We start from the raw sequence: 26,744 nt of genomic DNA, 5'->3' as shown, positions 1-26,744 counted from the left end.
CTGTTAGCTGCCCGCCTGCTCTGTGTGGCGGTCTATACAAGAGGCTGAGCTTGGCTAAGGAGCTTTATAGATGGCAAATGGGGGCCGCAGCGTGTTTCTCACGCAGCAACAGAAGAAAGAGCGGCTGGCGGATCGCATGGGCATCCTGGTGGATATCTGGGAGTCCGATCACAACACTGCGCTCACGTACCCTCATGTGGAAGAAGCACTTTCGGCCCACGGAATCCACCTGTCCCGGACGCGGTGGTCCTACTTGATCAACGGCACCGGCAGCCTGGTGACCGATCAGGAACTGCTAAAGGGCATAGCAGAGTACGTTTTTGCCGTACCCGCCAGTTATCTGTGTGATCTCAACAGTGAGACTCCCCCTGAGGTGGAAGCGCGCATGGAGTTCCTTGTACAGATGCGCAAGCTCAAGGTGAAGAACTTTGCGGCGAGAAACCTGGGGGCCACCTCGCCCGAAATGCTACGGACGATTACCAGGATCATCGATGCGTCGATGAACGGCGAAGAGGAAGACTGAATGGGCCTCCCACCGGTGGCAGAAAAGGTCCGGGAGTTATGCGGAGACGGCACGACGTCAATGGCGGAAGTCCTCGAACGTCTGGCCGTCATCTGCGAAAAGCCGATCAAGCTGATCGAGCAGGAGGGGTCTTGGGGAACTCTGACAGCCTTCAAATTGGACTTTGAAGATCACTTCAAGATCTATGTCCCGCCGCAAAACTCGACGCAGTACAAGCTTCACTGCATCTATCACGAGCTCGGACACATATATCTGGAGAGCTTCCAAGGCCACTTGGTTCTGCCCGATTTCTCTGAAGAGATGCTGAAGGAGGCTGCCGGCGCTAAAAGCATGAGCTGCTGTTCTGTTCTGAATCATCCCGTAGAACGCTGGGTGGAGGATTTTGCATTCGAGATGTCAAAGAAGACCCGTGCGCGCAGCTCCTCCGAGACTGATCCTTTCCTCTGATAGACCGTGAAACAGTTGCTCTTTGCGCTGCTGAGTGCCCTATGCCTCCTTCGGATCCCCTCGGTAGTCAAGGTGGCCGAAGCCCGGGCATCGTGGGTGGCATCGATGTTCGGCTTGGCGGCGCTTTATGTCCTGGGAACGGTTACGCCGCTGGCGTCCATCGACAGCTACCTCGGTGGCGTCAACGTGACGAACCTTCTTCAAGCCATCTTCGCGCTGTTGGCGATCTTCTTCTTCAACGACAGTGTGCGGCGGTTAGCAACCGTACCAGTCAGGTGGACTTACTATGCTCCGTTGCTGAGCATTCCCATCATGATTGTCAGCTTCGCCCTCATTGAGGACAAAGGTCCAACCTCTGCGGACTTCATTGATTACCGCATGGACCAACTCGCGACTGCCACTTACAGCGGCACGTACATGTTCGCCTTGCTATTCACCGTGCTTAGGATCATCTACATGCTTCGGCACAAGGCCAGGGGCCTGTACGCAACATTTTCAGCGGGCTTGGTCGTGGTTGCGGCGGCCGTCTCGTGCCACATTGCATATGTGCTGCTGTTCCACTTCACGCCCTGGGATGCCTTCGCAGAGGCGATCGGAACCTGGTTTGACCGTCTTTTCTATGCCGGCCTCTCGGTGACGGCCGCGGGGTGGCTAATTCTTTTCCTGTCCAAGCAGCTGCCGAAGTTGCGGCTCTGGATGATCGATGCGCTTTGGCTTACTGCGCTGAGGATCCGGGTAAATGCAGATAAGTCTCGGGTTAGTCCGGCATGGGACCTGTTCAACGAAACGCTGGAAAATGGGGTCTACAAAAGCCTCATTGTTCTGCACAACTACCAGCGGGGGAACATGTGCCCGTTCCCGGAGTCTGTTCAGGGCAGGATCAGCCAGATCGAGGCCAAGCTGGACGCGCGGGTCTAGCCTTCGGTCAGGATCGTTTTGTTGATCCAACTCGTGAGTTCGTTGGTGAAGGTGTGAGGTGACACATTCCACTCCTGGGTGTGGTGCGCCTCAGGTAAGGGAATCAGGGTGACGGTGTCGGGGTTCGCGCGTTGGAACGCCGCCGAAATTTCCCAGGGAACCTCCTGATCCGCGCTCGAGTGCAGGACCAGGGTGGGGATTGACACCCGGTTAGGTATGTCGACCCATTCAAGGGCATCGAAGTTGATCGGTTCTTCCAGCCCGAGCATCTTCGCGAATGGGGGAGCCTGCAGCAAGGACATGACAAGGCCGGCACCTACCGCCGGCACGCCGGCGGCCTCCGCTCCTGCCGTGATGGTCTTACGCCAGCTCGTGACCGGTCCTACCAGGACGATCCCGGCGATCCGGTCACGGTAGGCGCTGCGCTCCGCTGTGAGCAGGGCGATCGTCCCACCCATTGACCAGCCCGAGAGGATGATTCGCTGCGCTCCGTGAGCCACGGCGTAGGCCACAGCGCTTTCCACGTCTCGCCATTCTGTTTGACCAAGGTGGCTCGATTCGGCCTGTGGTGGGCTGACCTCCAGGTCGCTGCGGAATGAGGGCACCAAGGAGGTGAATCCCAAGGGGCTGAAAGCATGGACGTCCCGGAACATGATCGAGCGGTCGGTCCAGCTGCCATGGATGTGGATCACCCATGTGTTCGCGTTCTTGCCTTCGAATAGCCATGCCGGCGCCGCACCGTAGGCGGTGGGGATGTGTACCTCTTCAAACCGCCCGGCCACGGCGGAGGGTTCGAAGAACACGTCCGGCGTCCAGTCGACTACGGGTCCCAAAGTCACCGGCCCGGACCCCGTCGGATGAATTCGACGCTCCACGAACTTTTGATCCTCGTCGATCAGGGTGACCTCGCCGACCCTGGTGTAGCGCTCGGCCGCAGGGTCGAACACGGCGAAGTCGCCGTGGGCTTTGGTGTAGTCATCCAAGTCGATGCGGACTCTGCGGCCATCATCTGTCAGCTCGGCGCGACGGTAATCCTTTGGGCCCCGTCTGACGATCTTGCGGGCCATGACAACCGCGAATCCCGATAGTGCGGCCGCCGGTACAAGGAACGCGAGGCAGGCCAGGCCGCGCCATGTCGTCAGCATTAGGTCTCACCCTCCAGCACCGAGCCAGGAAGAGGAACGGAACCCAATCATCGTACCGTCGCCTCAGTCCCTGATATATGAACAATTCATGCCCACTACAGGCATTGCACATGTTCACTACAGGCGTGTACGCTTTTGGTTGAGCCACTCGACGTCCAAGGGGGAGGGACGAATCTAATGCAGGGCAAATCGCTTGGCCTAGTGGCCATCATTGCCATCCCCGGGCTGTTCTTCGGACTGATCTTCTCCATGCTCCTGCTTCTCGCCCCCGCGAAGCCAGCTGCCGCCTGCGGTCCTGCCGTCTCTGTTGTCATCGATGCTGACACCAAGGTCGAGGGCTACACCGAGGAGCAGTTGAAGAACGCCGCGGCGATCATGGGTGCCGGTAAGGTACTGGACCTGTCCGTGAAGGGGCAGATGATCAGCGTCATGGTTTCCCTGGGGGAGTCGGGCCTGCGGGTCCTGGACTACGGCGACGGACCGGGCCCTGACTCCCGTGGGTTGTTCCAGCAGCGCGACAACGGCGCGTGGGGTTCCTACGCGGACCGCATGGACCCGACCATCAGCGCCACGAACTTCATCAAGGCCCTGCAGAAGGTCGAGGGCTGGGAGCTGCTGGAACCGACCATCGCCGGCAACAAGGTCCAGCGCAACGCAGACCCGTACCACTACCAGAAGTACTGGCCGGAGGCCGTCAAGCTCGTCCAGGCACTCTCGGACGGAAAGTTCTCGCTGGAAGGCAGCGACTGCGCCGTTCCGGGGAAGTCCGGCGCCGGGGATGACTACCCGTGGAAAGACTCTCCAACGTGGATGCAGGTCGGAGCTAGCACTGCCGCCGCGTCACCGCTGGGCATGTTTTACCGCGAGTGCGTGGACTTTGCCCTGTGGCGGGTGAACCAGCAGGTGGGGTCCACCGGCGAACCGTTCAAGTTCCTCAACGGCAACTTTCGTCCGGACGGTCAGGCCCTGGGCTCGGCACTGACGTGGAAGGCCGGCTGGGACGCCAAAGGCTGGCCCACCGGCTCCGTTCCCCGGGTCGGGGCCGTTGTCTGGTACGCGCCCGGTGCCGGGGGAGCGGACCCGACCTACGGGCACGTCGCCGTGGTCAAGGAAGTCAAGGACGACGGGACCTACGTCGAAGAGGGCTACAACGGCAACCCGCCTCCGGATGACCACAACTACTACACCCGGACCGTCAGCAGCGATCTCCCTTCAGCGTTCCTGTACCTGCCCACCAAGAGGAGAAGTAATGAAGAAGCCCCTGGCCCTCATGGCAGTAGCGCTGCTCTGCGCCGCGTGCGCACCGGCAGCGAACACCACGCCCGCACGGGAAGAATCGGCCACCGCACCTTCCGCGCCGGTTTCGCTGAGCGCCAGTAGCGGCCCGCAGGCTCCCGGGGGCACGGTCCCGGCCACGATCGGCATTACCTGGGATCAGGCCAGCAAGGACGCGGCCGTGGACGTCGCCCAAAAGGCCATGGCGGACTTTGCCCGCCCTGGGGTGGAGGAAAAGCAGTGGGCCAATGATCTTGCCCGCTGGCTGACGCCACAGGCCACCGCCGATTACTCGGCTGTGGATCCGGCCAATATCCCCGCAGATCGCGTTACCGGCCCGGCCGCGCTGAGCGTCGATGAAGCCAACGGATACGGGGTCTTGGCGGCGGTACCAACCAATGCCGGGACCTACACGGTGCAGCTGCTCCGTACGGGCCAGGAAGCCCCGTGGAAGGTCAATCGCTTCACGCCACCCTCGTCCTAAGCGCCGGAACTCGCCATCTCACACACGTAAGGAAGAAGCTCATGAGCACCACATCAACCGAGGTCCTGGCCTTTCCAAACATCAGGGCCATCGTCCGTGACAACGGAACCGCTGAGGTCGTCGTCGCCGGTAACTCCCGCATCGTCTCTGCCGGGGAGTCCCTGCAGGATCTTCGCAACAACGCCCTGGCCCTCGTTGTGGGCGAGGCACAGACGCTGAACCGTCCCGTCAGGGTCCAGATCGAGGATCCCGAAGGGCACGGTGAACTGATCGTGCACCCGGACAACCGAATCGAATCCGTCTCCTACGAGGCACGCCCCGCCCGACGCCGGGCAGAGGCACCGGAACCCACCCCCGAGAGAGCAGCTCCGGCCGTCATTGAAACCGTCCGGGCCCTTGCACCTGAGCCTGCTGCGGGGCCGGTAGAACCTACCGCTGCCGCCGTCGTTGGCGTGGACCGCCAGCCGTGGCCGCCGAATCCCGTCGCGTCAGAAGCGGTGACAGCGCCGGTCGCCTCGGGGCCGGAGACGGCAGTGGTTACGGAGGAACCGCCGGTGACCCGGCGCAGCTTGAAGGAAACCTCATTCCTGGTCAGCGCCCCGGTCCTGGAACCGGCCACACAGGGCTGGCGGGGTGCGCTCACGCGCCTTGGTTTCCGGATGGACCCGTCCGCCGAAGAACTCTCCGAGCGGGAGGACATCCGCACGGTCAGCCAGCACTGGCCCGGCCCGCGGACCATTGCCGTGGTCAACCGCAAGGGCGGGGCGAACAAGACCCCCACGGTGGTCATGCTCTCGGCCATCCTCGCCCGCTATAGCGGGGCCGCGACCGTCGCCTGGGACAACAACGAGTCCCAAGGCACCCTGGGCTGGCGGACCGAAAAGGGCGCCCATGACCGAAGCGTTCTGGACCTGATCGATTCCTCGACCGAACTGCTCTCGCCGTCAACGAACGCCGCCGAGATTGCCAAGTTCGTCCACCATCAGACCGCAGACAAGTTCGACGTCCTGCGCTCGGATGAGAACGAGGAAGGCGACCACGAAGTCACCGCTGAGGAAGTCGACATCGCCCACCAGGTTCTCACCCGCTATTACCGGCTGGTGGTCATGGACTCGGGCAACACCGCCCGGGCGGCGAACTGGCGCAGGATGATCCACCACACCAACCAGCTCGTCGTGCCTGTGACGGCCATTGAGGACCGCGCCGAAGCCGCCCGGCTGACGCTGCAGACTCTCGAATCCCGTGGTGGCCAAGACGCCGAGTTGGCCCGCAACGCCGTCGTGATCGTCTCTGAGTCCACCGACGCCAAGCGCGCCATGTCGGGGGATGCCTTGAAGCGGGCCAAAGACGAGGCCCAACGCATCGCGGACGGCTTTGAAGCGTTCGTCCGGGCCGTCGTGAGGATTCCCTACGATCCGGCACTGGTCAACGGACCCATCCGCTATGAAGCCCTCCAGCCCGCGACCCAGCGGGCATGGCTGGCGGCCGCGGCCGCCGTCGCGAAGGGCTTCTAAACCCACCCATCATCCGGACTTTCGAAAGGAGGAACCATGCAACAGTCCCTGAATCCCTGGATCACCAGCCCCACCGGCGACATCTCGGAAGAGGAAACACCGGATACGTATCTGCCGCCGGCGGCAGTCATCAGTGCGCCTCTGAAGGGGATGGTTGAACCCGATGCAGCGGACCGTCTGGCCCGCCGCACCATGAGTGGTTCCGCCGCGTTGTGGATCATCGGGGCGCACGGGGGAGCAAGCGAGAGCAGAGTCGCGGACCTCCTTGGTGCACGCGCGACCGATCACTGCTGGCCCGTCCTCCAGGACGGAGGTAAGCCACGGGTGCTGCTGGTGTGCCGCGCAGATATGCGCGGCCTGACAGCCGCCAGGAGCGCCCTGACCCAATGGGTGTCAGGAGCCACACCGAAAGCTGACCTGCTCGGGCTTGCGATCTTGGCGGACGCACCGGGGAAGACTCCCAAAGCGCTGCGTGACTTCGCCGCCATCGTCGGCGGGGGAGCGCCCCGGCTCTGGACCCTGCCCTGGGTGGAGGCGTGGCGGCACGGCGACGCCACGACGCCGCCAACGGCCCGCGAATACCAACGATTCATCGCTGACTTGGCCGCACTGGCCACCGACACCACACCACGCACTACCCCCTGAAAGGTCTCACCATGAACACGCTCTCTGTCCTTGCAACCAACGTCATCCCGGACCCCAAACCGACCATCCCTGCCGAAGCCGACGGACTGCTCACAGTACTGAACTGGGCCTCCGGTATCGGCCTGGTCCTGGGCGTCCTGGGTGTGATCATTGTCGGCATCGGCATGGTCATCCAGCTCCAGCGCGGCGAGGGTGCACAAGCCATCGGCAAACTCGGCTGGGTCCTCCTGGGTTGCATCATCATCACCGGTGCCGCCGGTATTGTCCGCGCCTTCGTCTAAGCCAGCACCAGGAACGGGAGGTTCACCATGAGCCAGTCGACAGAGAGCACCACCGCAAGCAATCCGTTCACCAAGCCCGGTTTCATCATTGCGGCCGCGCTGGTGGTCGCGCTGATCGCAGCAACCGTCATCATCTTCCTTCTCCCCAAAGGACAAGGAAACGCACAGCCAGCCCCTGCCCCGGCAGAAACCAGCGGTTCAGCCACTGTCAGCCCCAGCCCTTCAGCTGAAGTTGGCAAAAGCGTCTGCGGACTCCCCTCATCGTCAGAAACGGCGTTGGGCTCTGCCCCGGAAACGACATGGGAACTTGTAGGCACCATGGCCGCCCCCACTGATCCTAAAATTGGGCCCGGAAAAATAGACGACCAGGGCATCAGGTCATGCTTTGCCCACACCCCTACAGGGGCTCTGTATGCGGCCGTGAATCTCTGGGCCTTGGGTAGCGATCCTTCCAAGGAACAGGCCATTGCCGAACACCTCGCGGCTAAAGGACCCGGCCGTGACGCGGGGATGAAGGCACCCCAGACCGCGGCTCCTGCATCATCAGTGAAGGTCCAGATAGCCGGATTCAACGTCTCATACACAGCGAACAAGGCAGTGGTGGAACTGGCGTTCAAGGCGAACACCGGAGCACTCGCCTCGGTACGGACGACGCTGTTGTGGCAGGACGGGGACTGGAAGGGAGTCGTCGCCGACAACGGCGCGCCCCTTGAGGAACCACGGCAAGTACCTGACCTTTCCGGATTCATCCCTTGGAGCGGAGCATGAGGCCGACCTGGAATCCGGTAGGGGACTGGGTCGCAGGGCTTGCTGATGACGCCATAAGCAATCTGGCCAAAGCCATCATGGAGGGCATGAGTCAGATGGTGACAACTCTGTCTACCTTCTGGGTCTCCATGCCCACGGTGAACCTCATCAGTGAGGACAGAACGGGGCCAAGTCCCGTGGTCTCAATGGTCAACAGCGAGCTAATGACTTGGACGCTGACGCTGGCGGTTCTTGCCGTCATCATCGGCGGCGTCCGGATGATCTGGGAACAGCGCGGTGCACCGCTCAAGGATCTGCTCCGTTCCCTGCTCACGCTGACCCTGGTGTCCGGCCTTGGTCTGGGAGTCATCTCTATTTTGGTCATTGCCGCAGATACCTTTTCGGCCGCCATCATCGACCGATCCACGGACGGCAAGGGCTTTGCTGAATCGATGAAGATCCTCGTTATGACCGGACAGACCGGTGTAGGGGTGTTTATTCTCATCGTCCTGGGCCTGATCGGGTTGATTGCTTCACTGGTCCAGATCGTGCTGATGGTGGTCCGCAGCGGCATGCTGGTGATCTTGGCTGGCATCCTGCCCACTACCGCGGCGTTCACGAACACGGAGATGGGCAGGCAGTGGTTCCAGAAAGCAGTTGGCTGGACCATCGCCTTCATCCTCTACAAGCCTGCGGCAGCCATTGTGTACTCGGTCGCGTTCCTTCTCATGGGCACGGGAGAGGGGCGGGACGCGCTGGTTAAGTCCATCACGGGCTTCACGTTGATGATCGTTGCCTTGTTCGCGCTTCCGGCGTTAATGCGCTTCGTAACACCGATGGTTGGAGCCGTTGCCTCGGGCAGCGGAGCCGCAGCCGGGGCTGCCGTTGGTGCCATGGCCACCGGTGCCGTCTCCCTGGGCCGTGGCGGCACCGGAAGGGGCAACGCCGCACCAATCCCCGCGACAACAAGCACTACAGCCAGTACCCAGAGCACTCACGCCGGTAGTTCGCCGAAAGGCAGTGACGGAGCGTCTGGACCCCGGGGCGGCGGAGGACAGCCCACCCCCGGCGTCACAGGCCCGGGCGGAGCCGCTGGCGCTGCAACCGCAGGCAAAGCAGGCTCCGCAGGAGCAGCGGCAGGGGCACGCGGCGGGGCAACAGCTGGGCCAGCCGGCATGGCTCTAGCCGCCGGGGCACAGGTCGCTACCAAGACGTCGCAGGCAATCGAAAAGACCGCGCAGGATTCAACCGGGGAGGGCCCCAGTGGCAGCAATTAACACCGAATACAAGGAACCGTCCTACGGCAACTGGCGAGTACCGCGCTCCGCCGGCCTGGGCAACCTCGGCGCCATCGGCACAGGGATTGTCATGGCCGGACTGTTGATGGGCATCACGACCTTCGCTATCTGGGGCCTGTTCCCGGGCCTCGCCGTCCTCGCCCTTGCCGGGGCCAGCGCCCTGTTGCTCACGGTCAAGGACAAGCACGGCCAGTCCGTTGTAGACCGCTTCGGCACCCGAATTACTTTCCGGCTCTCCAAGTCCTCCGGGACGAACCTCTACCGCTCAGGCCCTCTGGGTGTGACGCAGTGGGGCATGTATCAGCTGCCCGGGCTGGCCGCTAAGTCGACCCTGTACGAGTTCGCCGACTCCTACAAGCGCCCGTTCGCCATGCTGCACGTGCCGGCCACCAGCCACTTCACAGTCATCTTCTCCACCGAACCCGATGGAGCCTCCCTGGTGGACCCTGAGCAGGTCGACGCATGGGTCGCTAACTGGGGCGGCTGGCTCGCCGGCCTTGCCGACGAAGCCGGACTGGACGCCGCGGCCGTCACCGTCGAGACCGCCCCCGATTCCGGGTACCGGCTGCGGAACGAAGTCGAAATGAACATCGACCCGAACGCACCGGAATTTGCCCAAGCCATTTTGCGCGAGGTTGTTGATACCTACCCGGAGGGATCGGCCACGGTCCGTGCCTGGGTATCCCTGACCTTCAACGCCTCCCTGCGGTCCGGGTCAAAGAAGCGCACGCCTGAAGATGTGGCCCGCGACCTCGCCTCCCGGATCCCGGGCCTGTCAGCCCGCTTGCAGTCCACGGGTGCCGGTATCGCCCGACCCATGTCCGCGCAGGAACTCTGCGAAGTCGTCCGCATCGCCTATGACCCGCCCGCTGCGCTGATCATCGATGAGGCCCACGCCGCCGGGTCCCCGGTATCTCTGACCTGGGGCGAGGTAGGCCCCACCGCGACACAGGCGAACTGGGAGGACTACCGCCACGATTCCGCATTCTCTGTCTCCTGGACCATGACAGGTGCACCCCGCGGCTCGGTGAACTCCTCGGTCCTGTCCCGGCTGCTGGCCCCGCACGGGGACATTGACCGCAAACGGGTATCCCTGCTGTACCGTCCGATGGATTCGGCGAAGGCCGCAACTGTGGTCGAGCGGGACCAGAACAACGCCAACGTCCGCGTCACTTCCGGAACCCGGCCCAGCGCTCGGGCCTTGGTCGACGCCCGTTCCGCCGTGCAGACCGCACAGGAAGAAGCCCGCGGCGCCGGCCTGGTGAACTTCGGCATGGTCGTCACCGCCACAGTGACCGATAGGGAACGGCTGCCTGATGCCGTGGCAGCCATCGAACAGACTTCCGGCACCGCCCGGGTGCTCCTTCGCCGCGCCTACGGCGCGCAGGACACCGCCTTCGCAGCGTCACTGCCGCTCGGACTCGTCCTGCCCAAGCACAGCATGGTGCCCTCCGAACTCAAGGACGCTCTCTAATGGCCCTCAAAGACCTTTTAACGTCAATGACAGTAAAGACATTAATGCCAGCAACGGGCGCGCCAAAGGACAAGGCTGAGAAGCAGCCGCGCGAAGCCGGGCCGGGTGCCCGTGGCTGGTCCGGACGCGGTGGCGGCATGGCTCAGCTCGTCCCGTCCCTGAAGGAGTACCGGGGGACCACTGTCCAGGTTTGCGGCCTGTGGCCGTTTTCCTCCGGTGCGTCCTCGCCCATGATCGGCGTCCCGCTTGGCCGTCATGAGGAGACCCAGGCCACGGTCTGTTGCGACCCGATCAGCTGGTTCCAGCGCGCACGCCTCATCTCCAACCCTTCCGCTTTCATCCTCGGCAAGCCTGGGCTGGGCAAGTCCACCGTGGTCCGGCGCATGTTCTTGGGCCTTGCCGCGCAGGGCGTCAACCCACTGGTGCTCGGGGACCTGAAAGGCGAGCACGTCAAAGCCGTAGAAGCCCTCGGCGGGCAGGTCATCAAGCTCGGCCGCGGAGTCGGGTACCTAAACATTCTCGATCCGGGCCAGGCCGTCGAGGTCGCCCAGCTCCTCGAGGACCACGGCCACCACGATGCCGCGGCCCGGGTCCGTGCCGACGCGCACGGCCGCCGCCTGAACATGGTTGTCTCCCTCATCACCATCAGCCGGAACAACCCGCCCACCGACCAGGAACAAACCATCCTGGACCGGGCACTGAGGGTCCTCGATGACCGTTTCGACGGCATCCCGGTCCTGAAAGACCTCCTGGACGTCATCGTCTCCGCCCCGGATGAGTTGCGGCAGGTCGCGCTGGACCGTGGCGACATGAACGTCTACCTGCAGGAGACCCGGGCGCTTGAAGCGACCCTGCTGGGGCTGACTGGGGGAGGGAAGCTGGGCGAAATCTTCTCCCGGCAGACAACAAACCCGATGAAGCGGGACCGCGCCGTGGTCTTCGATGTCTCCAGCATTGATGAGACCGAAACCGACCTGCAGGCCGCCGTGCTGCTTGCCTGCTGGTCCTATGGCTTCGGCACGGTGAACGTCGCCAACGCCCTCGCTGACGCAGGGCTGGAACCACGCCGGAACTACTTTGTGGTCCTTGACGAGCTGTGGCGGGCGCTGCGCTCCGGCAAGGGCATGGTGGACCGGGTGGACGCCCTGACCCGCCTGAACCGGTCTGTGGGCGTCGGGCAGATCATGATTTCCCACACCATGTCCGACCTGCTGGCCCTGCCGGCAGAAGAGGATCGGATGAAAGCCCGCGGTTTCGTCGAACGCTCCGGCATGGTGATCTGCGGCGGCCTGCCCGCCTCGGAAATGCCGCTGCTGACCTCAGCGATTCCTCTGTCCCGGCAGGAGCAGCAAAAGCTCATTTCGTGGCAGGACCCGCCAGCATGGGACTCACGCGGCCTCGACGTCGAACCCCCGGGCCGGGGCAAGTTCCTCATCAAGGTCGGCGGCCGCCCGGGTATCCCCGTCCAGATCGGGCTGACCTCCATCGAGAAGAACGACGGACTGAACGACACCGACACCCGCTGGCATGCGCCGGCGAAAACGCTGATGGACCCGGCAGCACCCGCCCTGCCGGCCGAAGGAGGCGCGCTGTGAGTGCACCGAACCGCAAAGGGATGGGCCTCGAAGATGCTCTGCTGGTCTGGCTGGCCATCGGCGCGATCGTCGTCTTCGGCGGCGGCACCTACGCCGCCGCGCACCTCGGATCGTGGATGGCTGGCATCGACGCCCCGCCTGCCCACCCCATCGACCTGGTCGCCGGGCTCCTCAAGGGCAAGGTGCCCTGGCCAACCCAGTCCACCGTCGCGGCGTGCCTTATGGCCGGCCTGATACTGGTTCTGGCTATTGTCGTGCTCGTTGCGTGGCGGAAAGGCGCGTCCAAGCGTGCCCGTGTCGATAAGGCCGCCCGCCACTTGGGCCGCGGCAAGTCCCTCGCCGCGTTCTCCGAAAAGGGAGCACAGGCCAAGGCAGAGCGGCTGGGTGTAAAGGACACCCCGGGGATTGTCGTGGGCAAGGTGGTCTCCACCGGTCAGAAGTTCGTCCAATCCTGGGAAGACCTCAGCCTCGACATCTGGGGACCACGAACAGGTAAGTCCACCTCCCGGGTGATGCCCGCCATCCTGGACGCACCAGGTGCCGTTGTCTCAACCTCGAACAAGCGCGACGTCGTGGACGGCACCCGTGGCGTCCGCGAAGCCACGGCCCCGGTGTGGGTCTTCGATCCGCAGAAGATCGCCCAGGAAGAACCGGACTGGTGGTGGAACCCGCTCTCTTACGTCACCGACGAAGAAAAGGCCTACAAACTGACCCAGCACTTCTCCGTCGGTTCCCGGGTTCCGGGGTCAAAGCCGGATGCCTACTTCGACCCGAAAGCCGAAGACATCCTCTCTTCGTACTTCCTTGCGGCCGCGCTCGGCGGCCTGCCCATAACGCAGGTGTACCTGTGGGTGACCGAACAGGTCAACCGCGAACCGATCAACATCCTCAAACAGCACGACTACGAGCTGCAGTACAAGGGCTTGGAGTCCACGCTGGAACTGGCTGACAAGCAGCGTGACGGTATCTTCGGCACCGCCGAGAAGATGATCCAGTGCCTCAAGAGCCGGAACACGCTGCGCTGGGTCGCCCCCACGGGCGGTGCGAGCGTTGCCGGTGATGCGCGCCGACAGTTCAACCCGCATGATTTCGCTGCGTCTCAGGAGACGATCTACATCCTCTCCAAGGAAGGGGCCGGCTCAGCCGCCCCGCTGACCACCGCCCTGACCGTGTCCATCGCTGAGGCGATGGAAGAACGCGCCGAGCGCAGCGGCGGCCGACTGCCCAAGCCCGCGCTGTTCGCCCTGGACGAGCTGGCGAACGTGGTCCGTTGGGCCAGCCTGCCGGACCAGTTCAGCCACTACGGCTCCAAAGGCCTGATCGTCATGGGCATCCTGCAGTCCTGGTCCCAAGGCGTCGAACTCTGGGGTGAGGCGAACATGCGGAAAATCTGGTCCGCCGCGAACGTCAAGGTCTACGGCGGCGGCGTCGCCGAAGAAGGCTTCCTCCGCGCCCTCTCCGACCTGATCGGGGACTACAGCTACACCAGCGTCTCCATTTCCTCCGGTAAGTCCGGCTCCAGCCGATCCCGCCAGGAAGCCAAGGAACGGATCTTCGACGTTTCCAATCTCGCCGAGCTGGACCGCGGCCGCGCCGTCGTCCTGTCATCGGGTGCACCGGCCACCCTGGTCCGCACCATGCCCTGGTACACCGGCCCGCACAAAGAAGCTGTTGAAGCGTCCATCAAGACCTACAGCCCTCGGCCCGAGGAGGAGGCGGTGCCGGTCGCGGCCGCACCAGTCAATAATCCGTGGGTCACGAAGTAAGGAAGCTGCTGCCATGACAGACGATTTTGGGCTGTTCGATACGGACACTCCGCCCGCCAGTGCCGGCGGAAGCGAAGACGAGAGAGCCGAGAAGAAGCCGGAGCTCGTCTACGGTTCGCCCGAGGAGTTCCTTCATGAGCAGTTGCTGCCCACATATGTCCGCAGCGTGACCGGGAAGTCCGCGAAGTGGTGCATCGAGTGGTACTTCCACCCCGAAGCCGTGTCGCGTGTAGCTGCCATGTGGAGGGCCTGGGAGCACCTGCGCCTCGATCCTGCCACTGGCATGAGCGTCTGGTGGCGGGACCACGCAGACCACCACATGAAAGTCCTTTTGGACCCACATGGCCCGTTCTACAACTGCGACATGAAAGAACACCGCGACCCCGAACACCTGGAACCAAAGAAAGCACCGGACGGCTGGTTCCCGGACGTGCGGGGTCAGGAATAGTAGCTCTGGCAAAAAGACAAGACTCTAAGCCGCCCACGGTTGGGGTCAATCCGGGTTATCCACGGCTGGAAATTGGGAGCCATTGGGTTAGCTCCCTCGGCAGCAGTAGCGGTGGATAACCCCCAAGGATTGTCCCCGGCTGTGGGCAGCGGGATGCGCCTACGCCCCCAAACACCGCAACCGTGCAACAGCCTGTTCCGCAATTTGCGGAAGTAGCTCAGCGTGGCCCGCTGTCAGGTTTGAATCCGAGACTTTTTGGCAGACACGTGCAGGAACTGCTTTCCCGACCCTATTCTGACGAGCTTTTCGCTCCTGCCTGACGTCAGGTTGGCGTGTAGTCCACCCTGACAACGGTGCAGGTGACGGCACGCACGGCGAGGGTGCGTGACAAAGAAATGAGATGGTGTGGGCTCACGGTCCCTCAATGGCGTACCGGCACCGCCGGTCTGGTCAGGGTGCGGCGTTGCTCAGGGCGTACGGCGGGCGGAGGAGCCCGGGGGTGAGGCCCTCGGCCGGGTCGTTGCCCAGCTGGATCACTTTGTTGTTTTGGTCCACATGGACTACCCGGGGCTCGTAGTCCTTGGCTTCCTCGGTGGTCATTGCCGCGTAGGTAATCAGGATGACAACGTCATTTTCGTGTACCAGGTGGGCCGCCGGGCCATTGATGCCGATCACGCCCGAGCCGCGCTCACCGGCGATGGTGTACGTCTCCAGCCTGGCGCCGTTGGTCACGTCCACGATGGCCACTAGCTCACCGGGAAGAATGTCAGCAGCATCGAGCAGGTCCAGGTCAACGGTGACTGAGCCTACATAGTGTAGGTCAGCGTGCGTGACGGTGGCCCGGTGAATTTTGGACTTAAACATTTTTCGATTCATAGGAAGCTCCAGTGGTAGAACTTTGTGCTGCGCAGCCGGTCCCACGAGATCGCGCACGAACGCCGCCTCTTGCAAGAAAAAGCTCCCAAGTTCTAGTGGTAGTTCTCGGACGACGGCGGCAGGAAATGCGTGAAAACCTGATATCCGTCCCGGCGGAAAATCATTTGTCTTAATGAGTTTCCTTCTGCTGAAATCCAGAGTAGCGAATCGTCCGGCATGACAGCTTCCACCGTTCCTTTGCGGACCAATTTCCCGCCTCTCCAAACTTCTACCCGTTGCCCGAGAGCGCGTTGCCAATCTGGTTGCAGGTGAAGGTCCATCGTTTGCTCCTGTATGCACGCGGATTAGATTTCGAAAAGCTGCAGGGGGTTGCTCGGCCAGCCGGCGGTGAGGTGTCACATGCGTTGCGATCGTTGATGATCCGGGTGATCATCGGACACCTCACCGCAGAAATGGGGGCAGTTGCCTGCCGGTTACAGGGAGCGCTGGTCTGGGCCGTTGTATGCGCTGAGCGGGCGGATGAGGGAGTTGGCTGCCGCCTGTTCCATGATGTGGGCGGTCCAGCCGGTGATGCGGCTGGCGACGAACAGCGGAGTGAACATCTGCGTGTCGAAACCCATGAGGTGGTAGATGGGTCCTGCGGGGTAGTCGAGGTTGGGCTTGATGCCTTTGGCTTCGTCCATGGCGGCTTCGAGGCCGTTGTACAGTCCGAGGACTTCGGGCCGGCCGTAGTGGGCGATCATCTTGTCCAGCGCTGCCTTCATGGTGGGTACGCGGGAGTCGCCGTACTTGTAGACGCGGTGGCCGAAACCCATAATTTTCTTCTTCTGTGCCAGGGCGTCTTCCATCCATCCTTTAGCGCGGGTGGCGGCTTCCTCGAGGGATTCCTCAGGCCGGATGCCGATTTCGTCGAAGGTGTGCATGACGGCTTCGTTGGCTCCGCCGTGCAGCGGACCTTTGAGCGCTCCGATGGCAGCGGTTACGGCCGAGTGCAGGTCCGAGAGGGTGGAGGTGACGACCCGCGCGGTAAAGGTTGAGGCGTTGAAGGAGTGTTCTGCGTACAGGATCATTGAGACGTTGAACGCCTCGATGACCTCGTCTACAGGGTCTTCGCTGAAGGTCATCCATAGGAAGTTGGCCGAGTAGCCGAGATCGTGGCGGGGTTCCACGACGTCCAGGCCGCGCCGACGGCGCTGGTCGTAGGCCACGACTGCCGGCATTGCCGCCCACAGGTCAATGGCCTTGCTCATGTTGGACTCGGGTGAGGCGTCCTCAGCCAGTTGGTGCCGTGCTCCGAGCACGGAGGCGGCCGTCCGGCAGACGTCCATGGGGTGGGCGTGCGTGGGCAAGGCGTCGATAATGGCCTTGACCGCAGGGTCGAGTGCACGGCCCGCTCTTTCACGGGCGGTGAACTCGGAAAGTTGCTTCTGGGTGGGTAGTTCGCCGTTCCAGAGCAGGTATGCAACCTCTTCGAAGCTGCATTTGGCCGCAAGCTCCTGGACCGGGTACCCGCGGTAAAGCAGCGAATTGGTTTCTCCGTTGACCTTCGACACCGCGGTGTAGTCCACCACGACGCCGGCGAGGCCCTTCTTGATCTCTCTATCAGCCATGCTGAACTCCTTCGTTACAGTCCGTGTACTAGCGAATATTGGGGAGCTGGAAGTTGAAAACGCCGGAATCGAACTTGTTGTACGACTCGTAATCCACAAGGTCATACAGGCGGACTCTGGTTAGCATCTCAGGCACCCGTACCTGCTGGGTTCCCAAGCTCTTAAGCGTGCTCAAGACCCGTTCAGCAGCGCCCATGGCACTGCGAAGCAGGGTAACCGGGTAGATGACCATGTTGACGCCGACCTTTTGGAGCTGGTCCGCGGTGAAGAGATCGCCCTTGCCGAACTCGGTCATGTTGGCCAGGATCGGGACGTTCACGGCGTCGCGGATGGCTTTGAACTCCTCCAGTGTGGCCATGGCTTCCGGGAAGATGGCGTCCGCTCCGGCCTCCACCAGCGCCTTCGCACGGTCCTGGGCGGCCTCGAGGCCGTCTACTGCGCGGATGTCGGTGCGGGCCATGATGAGGAAGTTCGGGTCCCGCCGGGCAACCGCCGCGGCCCGGATGCGCTTGGTGGCCGTCTCGAGGTCCACGACGTTCTTGCCGTCGAGGTGTCCGCAGCGCTTGGGGTTGAACTGGTCCTCGATGTGCAGGCCCGCCAGGCCTGCGTTTTCGATCTCCTGGACGGTGCGGGCCACGTTCATGGGCTCACCGAACCCGGTGTCTGCGTCCACGATGGCGGGCAGGTCGGTCATCCGGGCGATCTGCCCGGCGCGCGTGGCGACCTCGGTGAGCGTGGTCAGTCCGATGTCCGGCAGCCCGAGGTCGTTCGCGAGCACCTCGCCTGAGATGTAGACCCCGGCGAAGCCTTTCTCCTCGATCAGCCGGGCCGAGAGCGGGTTGAACGCGCCGGGAAACTGGACGATGGTGCCCGAAGTAAGCAATTCGCGCAGCCTGAGACGTTTCTGTTCCGGGGTCGTAGTGGAGTACAGCATTTAGAACAGTCCCTTCGGGGCTGCGTCGGGGTCGATGACGCCAGTGGTGCAGCAGTTGAGTGAGTGGGCGCGCGCGGAAGGCCGCCTGTGACCGGTGACGGCGACTGCTGTCCAGGCTGACGAAGGTGGTCGTGGAATCGGCCTGGGGCGAGATGAATGACCATCTCGGCTACGCCAAGGCTGGCGGGGACGGCGGGAACTCGCGGAACGGTACCGCGTCCAAGGACCTGCCTCTGAGACCACCAGAACAGTGCCCGGCAACCCGGTACCCACTCCCCAGCCCATCATGGTCGGCGTCCCTGGCGCAGGATCTCACCGGTCTCCCAGGCGATCGCGCAGCCTTTCAGACTGTGCGCGTCGACATTTAACCGCCGTAGGTACGCTTGCTCATGACTGGAACCTCCAGACCTTCACATGTGGCTATACCAGTCCACACCCCGCATCTGAGTGCGGAACAGTGCCCGGACCGGTAAAGCCACAAACCTCTTTGAACCCGAAATTCCAGCCTGCTGGACCACCGCCGCCTACGCCAGGACCGGGCCGCCACACTTCATATCGTCTAGGCCTCGGCGGCCGGCGAGAGAATCACGCCAGGCTCATCTTGATCCCGTCCATGGGCTTCCAGGACGGCAGCAATCGAGAGCAGCCGATCTTCGGCCATGGGCTGTGCCACCAGCTGAATTCCGATGCTGCCGCCAAGCCTGTCATTCCCCCAGGGAAGGCTTAGCGCTGGATATCCGGTGAGATTGAACGGGGACGTCAGTCGCGTCAAGGCTTGCTGGACGGGCCAACGAGCACCTTCGACGTCCAGGTGCTGGGTGGTGCTGTGGGGGGCCGTCACAGCCAACGTCGGGGTCAGAAGGACGTCAGCTTGGGCGAGTGCATTTGCGAGCTCTGCCTGCATTTTGGCCCGGATGCGCTGGGCACGGGAATAATCGGCGCCGGTTCTGAACATCCCGGCCTCGAGCCTCAATCGGACGTCGTCCGGCAAGAGATGTCCCCGCTCCTGCAGCAGCGACAGATGGATGTCCAAGGCCTCGGGTGCGATGGTGCACAACCCGGCCGCTGGCGAGTACTGGGCGGTGGGGATGTCCACTTTGTGTATCGTAGCCCCGAGCTCCTGGAGGGAATCCACTGCGTGGTCCACGGCAGTGCGGACTTCCTCCTCCAAATGGTCGAAGAAGAAGCGGTGGGGAAGGCCGACCACGACGCCCTTAAGATCGGCTAAAAGTTCCCTTCTCCAGGTAGCGTCCCAACCAGTTAGTACCTGCATCACCAAGGCGGAATCCGCCACTGTCCGTGTGATCGGTCCGACGTGGTCAAGAGATGGGGCCAGGGGATGGACGCCCTTCGTGCTGATTCGGCCGTAGGTCGGTTTCAGGCCAACGACGCCGCACAATGAGGCCGGGATCCTGATCGACCCAGCCGTGTCCGTGCCTAAAGCTATGTCCACCATGCCCGCGGCCACGGCAGTAGCCGACCCACCACTGGAGCCTCCCGACAGCGTGTCTCCTCGCAGAGGGTTGCCGACCGCGCCCCAGTCGCCGCTGTTGCTCATGGCACCGTATGCCAGGGCATGAAGGTTCGTCATTCCAATGATTACCGCTCCGGCCTCACGCAGGCGTGCAACAACGTCGGCATCGCGCGTTGCGGTCGGGGAGCGATATGCCTTTGTTCCCGCTGTGGTTGCGTAGCCTTCCACCTCAATTAGGTCCTTGACCGCCACCACCTTGCCCGCAAGTGGGCCAGGATCTGTACCGGCCGCGATCAGCCCGTCTACCTTTTCTGCTGCCTCGAGGGCACTTTCAGCGAAGACGCACGTAAAGGCGTTCAGGTCAGACTTCTGTTCAATGATTTCAAGGAACTGCGCCACTCGGGCCACCGTGGACTCATGACGGGTCACACTTTGGGATTCGCGAGTTGATCGACGACCTGCCGCAGTTTCCAAGTCGGCCGACAACGGGGCCTCCATGGAGAGATCGCCCATCCTGATAGGCAAGTCCGTGCGCGCTAACGCGACCTCTCGCAACAGGTCGGCGACAGTGTTGTCCTCCTGAACGCGTTTCCACCACATGGCGTATCGCGCCGGGTCGTCCAGCCCGAGTTGGTCGGCAACGGTGTGCAGGTAATGCTCATGCTGTTGTTTCGACAAGATCTGGTCCAATCTCTTGATAATTGCCTCCTTGCCCCGGTTCAACCAGACGAAAATGGCTCGCCATTCCCCTGGTTGTGCGGTTATAGCCTTATACCGGCGGCACCGGGGCCGGGACGCTCGACCTTAATGACCCGCCCACGCCAATCCGCTACCTGGCGTGTGGCAAAAGAGCGCTGCACAGCCTGCTCAAGCGCCACCACGGTTATGCCGTCCTGCGGCTTGTTCGGCTGCCTGCGTGCACGGTCAGTATTTCCATATGTCCAGTTTGTACAGCAGAGCACAGCCTGTGAAATGCCCTTATACGAAAAGATCATGCGTAAGGGTTATGAGAGGCTCCTCGCGGATCTCCGGCGCCGCCCTATCGAAGAATCATTGGATAATGCCCGCGTAGCTGTGCGTCTGCTGGGGTGGCACCCGCCGGCTTGCCACTGTGAACCATAGATCCTCGGTGGTGTGTCACCTTCGAACCACCAGCAGCAGCTCAGTGTCCAGCAATATTTGGATACAAAAACCAAAAGAGGTATTGTGACCTAGGATACAAGAAGCTGACGCAGCCGGTTTGCCCATGCGCACCAGGAGCCCTGTGCCGACCACTGCCGATGCCGAGTTGCAGAGAGTGCTCGGGTCGACCGAGACCGTCACCGAGGTGGCAACGCCGTCCATCGGCACTGCGCTGGCCGCATTGCTCGACCACATGGAACGGCAAAAACCCTCCTCACACCGACTAAACCTCTATAGATTTGGCGGACCGATCATGAAATACTGAGCCACTCAGCGGCCATCGAGTCGTCGAGATATCGGCATTTGTAGCCGCACCACTCGCGGGCTTGAAACGTGCCCAGCTCGGCACTGAGATCATCACTGGTCCTCTGCCCTGCTACAGAACCCCATGAGGTCGCCAACATTTTGGGGCTCGGTCCAGACACCCCGCGATCGACCTCGAAGATGCGGTCGGCGAATCCGAAAAGTAACGGCTCGCAACACGGCCTACGACCTGATCACCGTCGGCCGTGTTGGACGATAGCGCTACATTATGTCCCCGGCGAGGATGACCAGTCCTCGAGCATATGAACGTAGACCAAACAATAGGAGGGGCTTCATGCCTAGAATTCATGATTTAGGAAGCGTGCATGGATTTGAACCACAGCCGAACCTCACGAGGGAAGAACCGCCTTTTGAGTTCGATTGGCAAGCCCACGTGTTCGCGGTCCACAGGCTCATGGCCAAAAAGGGGGTGTATGCGCTTGATGAATTCCGGGACGCAATTGAATCCCTCCCTCCGGCTGATTACCTGAAGTTGGGATACTACGAGCGGTGGCTGGCCGCGCTTGTCCCTCTTGTGCTTAGCAAGACGAACATTTCGAGCGAGATCCCCGAGACTTTCCATGAGTGAGCACAAGTTCAGCCCGGGAACCAGGGTCCAGGTGGATCGGAGGGATCCACATCATCACAACAGAGTACCGGCGTATATCAGAGGCTCGACGGGGGTCGTCAAATTTTATGGAGGGTCATGGAAGCTAGCTGATCTCATCGCCCAGGGCATCCCCTGTGACCCTGAGCCCGTCTACTGCGTCGAGTTTGAAGCCCAAGACCTGTTCGGTGACGGTTCGCACCACATCACAGTAGATATTTGGGAATCTTGGCTTTCGGAAAAGGATAAAAAATGAGCGGCCATCACGACGACAGAAACGGATTCAACGCGGCAAAGATCCGTTGGTTTGAATCGTTGCTAGAGGAGCAAGGCGTCTTGGCACCCGGCGAGGTTGACGATTTCCTTGCTTCGTACGTCAAACAGTCAAATCCGAATAACGGTGCCCGTATCGTTGCCAAGGCATGGATCGATCCAACTTTTCGCGAACGGCTCTGTGCCGATGCACCCGCGGCGATCCGAGAACTGGAACTCGTGGACCAAGCCCACGGTGAAGCGACGGAGGAGGCACATTTGATTGTGGTTCCCAATTCCCCCGGGAAGCACAACATGATCGTCTGCACACTGTGCTCCTGCTATCCGCTCTGGCTCCTTGGGCCGTCTCCGTCCTGGTACAAGAGCCTCTGGTACCGGGCCGAAGCAGTCAGAAATCCCCGCGGTGTGCTCCGGGAGTTCGGGCTTGAACTTCCGGAGCAGACGGAGATCACTGTGTGGGACTCCAGCTCCGACATGCGTTACATGGTTCTTCCGGAACGTCCCGAGGGCACAGATGGAATGAGCGAGGAGGAGCTCGCTGGGCTGGTCACGAGGAACGGCTTGATCGGAGTAGCCACAGTCTAAACCCTCGGCCTCGGCCCTGTGCTGGAATGGCTATTTGACCGAGTTGAGAATCAACGACGTGAATAGTGCACCCATCGGATACCCAAGATATAGGTAACCCGAACATAGGACCCACAACTTTGAATACCAAACTCTGACAGGTGCGTGAAATTCGTGACAACTATCAATCCTACTCAAGCCCGCATCGGTGCTAGCCCTTCGGCCATTCTCGGGATGCTGCTGGCCTTAGCATTGTCCATGCTGGTCCTCTACCTTGTGCAATTCGAGAACGGCCAGCTGACGCAGACCGGAACGCTCCTGCACGAACTCATGCACGATGGCCGTCATCTTCTGGGCGTACCATGTCACTGACTCTCGCCTCAAGGACCGTGACGCTGTCGCTTCGGTCCGTCCTGGTCCGAGGCCTGCTCGCTGGGCTGATCGCGGGATTTATCGCCGGGGGCGTTGCGTTCTGGGCGGGCACAGGCCTTATCGACCAGGCCATAGCACTCGAAAACGCTCAACCTGAGGCTCATGACCACTCAACCGGGAGCACCGGTGCGACGGTCCATGAGCATACGCACTCCGACGAGGATCCGCTGATCCCCCGCGATGTCCAGCGCGCAGGGTTACTTCTCGCGACGACCCTTGCGGGTGCCGCAACGGGCGTGATATTTGCAACTGTCTGGTTCTTAAAGTCCCGCCGCTCAGTCGCCGGCCAACGTCCCCTTGGGATCATGGCGCTAGCAGCGGCCGGATGGGCGGCGGTCGTCGCCGTACCTTGGCTTATCATCCCGCCGAATCCTCCCGCGCTTGGGTCACCGAACTCGATAGACCACAGGACCGCTTTGTGGCTGTTTGCGGTCATTCTGGGTGTTGGGGCGGTCTCCATCTGGTTCGTGCTCAGGGGGTGGGCCGAGTCCAAGGCCGCCCAGCCGTCCGTTTTCTCTAAGGCTCTGCCCGCTTTGGCGGCGATCGCCATCGTTCTGCTCGGCTGGCGAATACTTCCCGCCACTTCAGTCGATTATTCCGGATTCCCTGCGGATCTGCTCTGGAATTTCCGGCTTGCAGCAGGGGCAACACAGCTAGCACTGTGGATGACCATGGGAATCGTCTTTCAGTTCTTCATGGAGAGGGCCTCCCGGACAAGCGTCCGGACTTGATAAGGTTCGTCCGGCACGGGCTTTGCCAGGAAACGAGGGAGGCTCGTTTCGGAGCCGACGGGCCACTCGATAGATCCTCAAGTCCCCCCGCTGTTATTTCTGAACCATGGATGTCGATGGTTTCACCGACCCTAATCGGCATCCAATCCGCAAACGCCCTCGGGCTGGATGCCGAAAGGGACTCTGGACTGCGGCCGGCCAACTACGGCCGGTGGAATGGCCTGACCTTGGACGTGCTTCCCCCGGATGCAGTGGCCGAATGGAGAAACAATCCTGAGTTCAGACGCCACGGCGGCGAGAGCGTTCTCGACATTATCGAGCGAATGGGTGTATGGCTCGCCGCTTTGCCAAGGGAAACAGATGTGATTGTTGTGACGCACGCGGAAATCATCAGGGCCGCAGTGGCGGCTACAACTGGGAACATCGACGACTACTGGAATGGGCCGCACTGCACGCTGCGTGGGTTCGAAGCGCACACATTAAATCTGTAGCAGAAGTGTCAGCGATGGTCGAAAAGTGAGCCATTTCGCCCGGCAGAAAAGTGAGCCACTTGACGCTGGTTATTCTGCCGTATTTTCCGGTCTTGTCGAGGGCAACGAGTCGATCTGGGTGTGTTTAAGGCGGTAGCTGGAGCCTTTGAGGATGAAGACTTCGGCAACGGACTGTCCGATAAACGGTGTGTAGGGTCCAGCGGTTTTCATTAGCGAGTGGTTCTTTCGAACCGACCGGCGAAGGTAATGGCGAACGCGTTGAACGCAGGCTTCCACCTCATCTCCAAGCGTGCCCGACCGTCGCCGGTTGCATCGAGAGACCTGGTGACCAGATAGAGGCATTTCAGTGCAGCGGCCTTTTTTGAAAGTGCCCGCGCGCCCTCACCGCCCGCCGATAGCGGGCATTGATTGACTCGATCGCATTCGTCGTGCGGATCACCCGCGTGATCTCCCTGTCGTACTGCAAGAACGGAACGTATCCTGCCCAGGAGGACTCCCAGAGCCGGATGATTGCCGGATACCGCTGGCCCCAGTCAGCCGTGAACTCGGCGAACCGGTCCTTCGCCGCCTGCTCGGACGGGGCCATGTAGACTGGCTTGAGCGCCTTGACGTGCATAGCGGTGCTGACCGCCGGCGTAGCAAAAGCTGTTAAGAATCAAGTGCACGATGCACTGCTGCACCACCGTTCGCTCCCACGTGGTCATGGTCGCCTCCGGCAGGCCCTTGAGCCCGTCGCAGACGGCAATAAACACATCTTCCACGCCCCGGTTCTTCAGCTCGGAGAATACCTGCAGCCAGAACCGGGCACCCTCGGCACCGTCGCCGGCCCAGATGCCCAGAATCTCCCGCTCCCCGTTCACGGTGACCCCCATGACGACGTAGAACGGGGTGTTGCGCATCTGCCCGTCACGGACCTTGACCACGACCGCATCAACGAAGAGCACCGGATAGATCGAATCCAAAGGTCGGGCCGACCACTCGGCCAGTTCCCCGGCAACCTTCTCGGTGATGCGGCTGATCGTGTCCTTGGAGACCTCGGCCCCGTAAACCTCCTCGGAATGCGCGGCGATTTCCCCGGTGGTCACCCCGGGCGGACAGCGAGAGCACGATCTGGTCCATCCCATCCAGACGCCGTTTCCGCTTGGGCACAATCACCGGCTTGAAAGACCCGTCCCGATCCCGGGGCACCCCAATCTCGACCGGGCCGATCTCGGTCAGCACGGTCTTCGGCCTGGTGCCGTTGCGCATGTTTGACTGCGATCGGCGTCTGGCCATGCTCGTGCCCGAGGTACTCGGTCAGTTCCACTCCCAGCGCAGTCTCCAGCACATTCCTCGTGAGCTGGTTCAGCAGCCCGCCCGGGCCTACCAGGCTCCCGCCCTGCCCGAGCAACCGCTCCGCAAACCCGCGAGTTTGGGAGGGTCGGCCTAATCCGTCGGGCAGTTGCCTTGCGATGCGCCGCTTGGGGCAGGTAGCCCGTCTGGGGATCGGTATTTCGGGCCAGCTCTCGGCTGACCGTTGAGGACGATCGGCCGAGGGCATGGGCAATCGCACTGATCGAGGACCGGCTGCCTTCAGGTCCCGGTCCCGGATCAGTTCCCGTTCCTGAGCATTGAGGCATCGCGGGTCGATGCCTTTCTCCAGCGCGGCCACCGGGACATGCGCCGTTCCTGTGGTGCCAGCGGGAGAGGTCGTCGTGGGCACACCACGTTTGTAGTCGAATGCGTCGCCCGCCGGACTTCCCGATTCCCCGGTCCCAATCCTCGGCAGTGCGCAGATGAATACCAACTAAAGGGCAGCTTTCCGCCCGTCCACGCCAAGAAACTCGACCCTTTCAGGGTGCGAACGTGTTCCCGGCTTCCCCTGAGCTTTCAGCCCGGCTTTGAGGACCCATGCAGCGCACGTATTGGGATTGAGCCCAAGTTCCCCTGCAGCCACCGTGGTGCTCTTAACACGGTCGAACACGGCGAAGAACTCCTCTCCTTACCGAGCCGTGTACTTCCGCTGGACCGACTGCTTCCGCACCTTGCCCCGGATCAAACCTGCCTTCCGGATCCACTGGTGACACGTCATCACCTTGAACCCGAGTTCCCTTGCAGCGGCACTCGCGTTCTGAACCCGGTCGAGTACCGCAAAAACTGATCCTTCTGCTCGGGCGTGTATTTCCGCTGCCCAGCTGGTTTCTCCGTTAAAGACGACACGGTCGTTGCAACTCCCAAAAAATCTGGGTGTTGCAACGACCGCTAGAACCCCCCACCAATATCAGGCAGCGTCAGCGCCGCGGAATCCAAAGCCGCCGGACCAGCCACCATGAAACACAGAACGATGAGGCTGTATGTCTCCGCGGCGGTCTTTCCGGAACCAACAAGGGCCGCTCACGAGGGCACCGCGGAGCCGGCGGGAGGACCGTGCCCGGCGCGGCACCTGGGCGGTCTCCTCGACGAATGTCCTGCGCGGGCGCAGACACTCATCGCAAAAGAATTCTCCGCTTGACCCAAACCTCGCCCGGATCGGCGACAGCCGGCAGGGTCGATGGGGTTGTGGAGGGACCCGCCGCTGCTGAGCTTCACGTGGCAAGAAAGCCGTTTCTGGCGCACAAGGCTCTGAAGTGGTAGTCCGCGATCAGGTCGGAGCGGTAGGAGTGCGCCTGAGCAACCTGCGCTACTCGCGCAGGTTACCCCGCGTGCCTATTTGTTGTCGGCTGCCGAC

27 protein-coding genes and 2 pseudogenes are annotated in these 26,744 nt (G+C 62.1%); 21 read left to right on the top strand and 8 right to left on the bottom strand.

Features of this window, described 5'->3' with window-relative positions:
- The first annotated feature begins 70 nt into the window (after positions 1-70).
- From ACIP90_RS17890 to ACIP90_RS17880, 3 genes are all read left to right on the top strand, one after another.
- Positions 71-523 (top strand): hypothetical protein, encoded by a 453-nt coding sequence (locus ACIP90_RS17890; RefSeq protein WP_102974319.1) that lies wholly within the window; start codon positions 71-73, stop codon positions 521-523.
- The gene (locus tag ACIP90_RS17885; RefSeq protein ID WP_306927094.1) at positions 524-970 is read left to right on the top strand and encodes a hypothetical protein; all 447 of its coding nucleotides are present in this window, start codon (positions 524-526) and stop codon (positions 968-970) included.
- Between the two features lie 72 nt (positions 971-1,042).
- On the top strand, positions 1,043-1,888 hold the full coding sequence (locus tag ACIP90_RS17880; RefSeq protein ID WP_400580910.1) for a hypothetical protein: 846 nt from the start codon (positions 1,043-1,045) through the stop codon (positions 1,886-1,888).
- Here ACIP90_RS17880 and ACIP90_RS17875 read toward each other — a convergent pair.
- Positions 1,885-3,033 carry an alpha/beta fold hydrolase gene (locus ACIP90_RS17875; RefSeq protein WP_400580909.1) on the bottom strand — a complete coding sequence of 383 codons (1,149 nt, stop codon included), beginning with the start codon at positions 3,031-3,033 and terminating at the stop codon, positions 1,885-1,887. The two genes, ACIP90_RS17880 and ACIP90_RS17875, sit on opposite strands and share 4 nt — an antisense overlap.
- A gap of 177 nt (positions 3,034-3,210) precedes the next feature.
- Here ACIP90_RS17875 and ACIP90_RS17870 point away from each other — a divergent pair, with 177 nt between their 5' ends.
- From ACIP90_RS17870 to ACIP90_RS17820, 11 genes are read left to right on the top strand one after another with little or no spacing between them, the layout of a single operon-like run.
- Positions 3,211-4,413 carry a CHAP domain-containing protein gene (locus tag ACIP90_RS17870; RefSeq protein WP_400580908.1) on the top strand — a complete coding sequence of 401 codons (1,203 nt, stop codon included), beginning with the start codon at positions 3,211-3,213 and terminating at the stop codon, positions 4,411-4,413.
- Positions 4,304-4,792: a hypothetical protein gene (locus ACIP90_RS17865; RefSeq protein ID WP_400580980.1), complete on the top strand. Its 489-nt coding sequence runs from the start codon at positions 4,304-4,306 to the stop codon at positions 4,790-4,792. Before ACIP90_RS17870 ends, ACIP90_RS17865 begins: the two co-directional genes overlap by 110 nt.
- 41 nt (positions 4,793-4,833) lie before the next feature.
- A complete protein-coding gene (locus ACIP90_RS17860) occupies positions 4,834-6,306 on the top strand; it encodes a chromosome partitioning protein ParA (RefSeq protein WP_400580907.1) in 1,473 nt (490 codons plus the stop codon).
- A gap of 36 nt (positions 6,307-6,342) precedes the next feature.
- Positions 6,343-6,951: a DUF6668 family protein gene (locus ACIP90_RS17855; protein WP_400580906.1), complete on the top strand. Its 609-nt coding sequence runs from the start codon at positions 6,343-6,345 to the stop codon at positions 6,949-6,951.
- An 11-nt stretch (positions 6,952-6,962) separates the two neighbouring features.
- Complete coding sequence (locus ACIP90_RS17850; protein WP_306927108.1) at positions 6,963-7,232, top strand: hypothetical protein; 270 nt, start codon at positions 6,963-6,965, stop codon at positions 7,230-7,232.
- 27 nt (positions 7,233-7,259) lie between these two features.
- Positions 7,260-8,000 (top strand): hypothetical protein, encoded by a 741-nt coding sequence (locus ACIP90_RS17845; protein WP_400580905.1) that lies wholly within the window; start codon positions 7,260-7,262, stop codon positions 7,998-8,000.
- Positions 7,997-9,256, top strand: coding sequence for a hypothetical protein (locus ACIP90_RS17840; RefSeq protein WP_400580904.1), 1,260 nt, complete (start codon positions 7,997-7,999; stop codon positions 9,254-9,256). The genes ACIP90_RS17845 and ACIP90_RS17840 overlap by 4 nt, the downstream gene beginning before the upstream one ends.
- Positions 9,243-10,751 (top strand): SCO6880 family protein, encoded by a 1,509-nt coding sequence (locus tag ACIP90_RS17835; protein ID WP_400580903.1) that lies wholly within the window; start codon positions 9,243-9,245, stop codon positions 10,749-10,751. Before ACIP90_RS17840 ends, ACIP90_RS17835 begins: the two co-directional genes overlap by 14 nt.
- Positions 10,752-10,795: 44 nt before the next feature.
- Complete coding sequence (locus ACIP90_RS17830) at positions 10,796-12,346, top strand: helicase HerA domain-containing protein (protein ID WP_400580902.1); 1,551 nt, start codon at positions 10,796-10,798, stop codon at positions 12,344-12,346.
- The gene (locus ACIP90_RS17825) at positions 12,343-14,112 is read left to right on the top strand and encodes a type IV secretory system conjugative DNA transfer family protein (RefSeq protein WP_400580901.1); all 1,770 of its coding nucleotides are present in this window, start codon (positions 12,343-12,345) and stop codon (positions 14,110-14,112) included. The genes ACIP90_RS17830 and ACIP90_RS17825 overlap by 4 nt, the downstream gene beginning before the upstream one ends.
- A gap of 13 nt (positions 14,113-14,125) precedes the next feature.
- Positions 14,126-14,560, top strand: coding sequence for a DUF4913 domain-containing protein (locus tag ACIP90_RS17820; protein ID WP_400580900.1), 435 nt, complete (start codon positions 14,126-14,128; stop codon positions 14,558-14,560).
- 450 nt (positions 14,561-15,010) lie between these two features.
- On the opposite strand, the gene panD is transcribed toward ACIP90_RS17820, so the two are convergent.
- From panD to ACIP90_RS17795, 5 genes are all read right to left on the bottom strand, one after another.
- Entirely contained in the window at positions 15,011-15,436 is a 426-nt protein-coding gene (gene panD, locus ACIP90_RS17815; RefSeq protein ID WP_400580899.1) for an aspartate 1-decarboxylase, read from the bottom strand.
- Between the two features lie 92 nt (positions 15,437-15,528).
- On the bottom strand, positions 15,529-15,756 hold the full coding sequence (locus tag ACIP90_RS17810; RefSeq protein ID WP_400580898.1) for a hypothetical protein: 228 nt from the start codon (positions 15,754-15,756) through the stop codon (positions 15,529-15,531).
- A gap of 153 nt (positions 15,757-15,909) precedes the next feature.
- Positions 15,910-17,046, bottom strand: coding sequence for a bifunctional 2-methylcitrate synthase/citrate synthase (locus ACIP90_RS17805; protein ID WP_400580897.1), 1,137 nt, complete (start codon positions 17,044-17,046; stop codon positions 15,910-15,912).
- A gap of 28 nt (positions 17,047-17,074) precedes the next feature.
- Positions 17,075-17,980, bottom strand: coding sequence for a methylisocitrate lyase (prpB, locus tag ACIP90_RS17800; RefSeq protein WP_400580896.1), 906 nt, complete (start codon positions 17,978-17,980; stop codon positions 17,075-17,077).
- A 559-nt stretch (positions 17,981-18,539) separates the two neighbouring features.
- Positions 18,540-20,132 carry an amidase gene (locus tag ACIP90_RS17795; protein WP_400580895.1) on the bottom strand — a complete coding sequence of 531 codons (1,593 nt, stop codon included), beginning with the start codon at positions 20,130-20,132 and terminating at the stop codon, positions 18,540-18,542.
- A gap of 568 nt (positions 20,133-20,700) precedes the next feature.
- Between ACIP90_RS17795 and ACIP90_RS17790 the strand changes: the two genes are divergently transcribed.
- The 7 genes from ACIP90_RS17790 (at position 20,701) to ACIP90_RS17760 (ending at position 24,037) form a co-directional block, all read left to right on the top strand.
- Positions 20,701-20,901 carry a hypothetical protein gene (locus tag ACIP90_RS17790; RefSeq protein WP_400580894.1) on the top strand — a complete coding sequence of 67 codons (201 nt, stop codon included), beginning with the start codon at positions 20,701-20,703 and terminating at the stop codon, positions 20,899-20,901.
- A 333-nt stretch (positions 20,902-21,234) separates the two neighbouring features.
- Positions 21,235-21,528: a hypothetical protein gene (locus ACIP90_RS17785; protein WP_400580893.1), complete on the top strand. Its 294-nt coding sequence runs from the start codon at positions 21,235-21,237 to the stop codon at positions 21,526-21,528.
- A complete protein-coding gene (locus ACIP90_RS17780; RefSeq protein WP_400580892.1) occupies positions 21,521-21,802 on the top strand; it encodes an SH3-like domain-containing protein in 282 nt (93 codons plus the stop codon). Before ACIP90_RS17785 ends, ACIP90_RS17780 begins: the two co-directional genes overlap by 8 nt.
- Positions 21,799-22,404 carry a nitrile hydratase subunit alpha gene (locus tag ACIP90_RS17775; protein WP_400580891.1) on the top strand — a complete coding sequence of 202 codons (606 nt, stop codon included), beginning with the start codon at positions 21,799-21,801 and terminating at the stop codon, positions 22,402-22,404. Before ACIP90_RS17780 ends, ACIP90_RS17775 begins: the two co-directional genes overlap by 4 nt.
- Positions 22,405-22,617: 213 nt before the next feature.
- Positions 22,618-22,755: a CbtB-domain containing protein gene (locus ACIP90_RS17770; protein ID WP_400580979.1), complete on the top strand. Its 138-nt coding sequence runs from the start codon at positions 22,618-22,620 to the stop codon at positions 22,753-22,755.
- Positions 22,746-23,546 carry a CbtA family protein gene (locus ACIP90_RS17765; RefSeq protein WP_400580890.1) on the top strand — a complete coding sequence of 267 codons (801 nt, stop codon included), beginning with the start codon at positions 22,746-22,748 and terminating at the stop codon, positions 23,544-23,546. The genes ACIP90_RS17770 and ACIP90_RS17765 overlap by 10 nt, the downstream gene beginning before the upstream one ends.
- A 116-nt stretch (positions 23,547-23,662) precedes the next feature.
- Positions 23,663-24,037 carry a histidine phosphatase family protein gene (locus ACIP90_RS17760; protein ID WP_400580889.1) on the top strand — a complete coding sequence of 125 codons (375 nt, stop codon included), beginning with the start codon at positions 23,663-23,665 and terminating at the stop codon, positions 24,035-24,037.
- A 209-nt stretch (positions 24,038-24,246) separates the two neighbouring features.
- Here the strand turns inward: ACIP90_RS17760 and ACIP90_RS17755 are convergent.
- Positions 24,247-25,478 (bottom strand): annotated as a pseudogene (locus ACIP90_RS17755) (IS256 family transposase).
- Between the two features lie 55 nt (positions 25,479-25,533).
- A pseudogene (locus ACIP90_RS17750) lies at positions 25,534-25,656 on the bottom strand (hypothetical protein); the annotation flags it as partial.
- Positions 25,657-26,744 lie beyond the last annotated feature (1,088 nt).

The sequence above is a fragment of the Arthrobacter sp. NPDC093139 genome, assembly GCF_044754165.1.
GTDB lineage: Bacteria > Actinomycetota > Actinomycetes > Actinomycetales > Micrococcaceae > Arthrobacter.
This window is presented reverse-complemented; position numbering and strand designations above follow the sequence as displayed.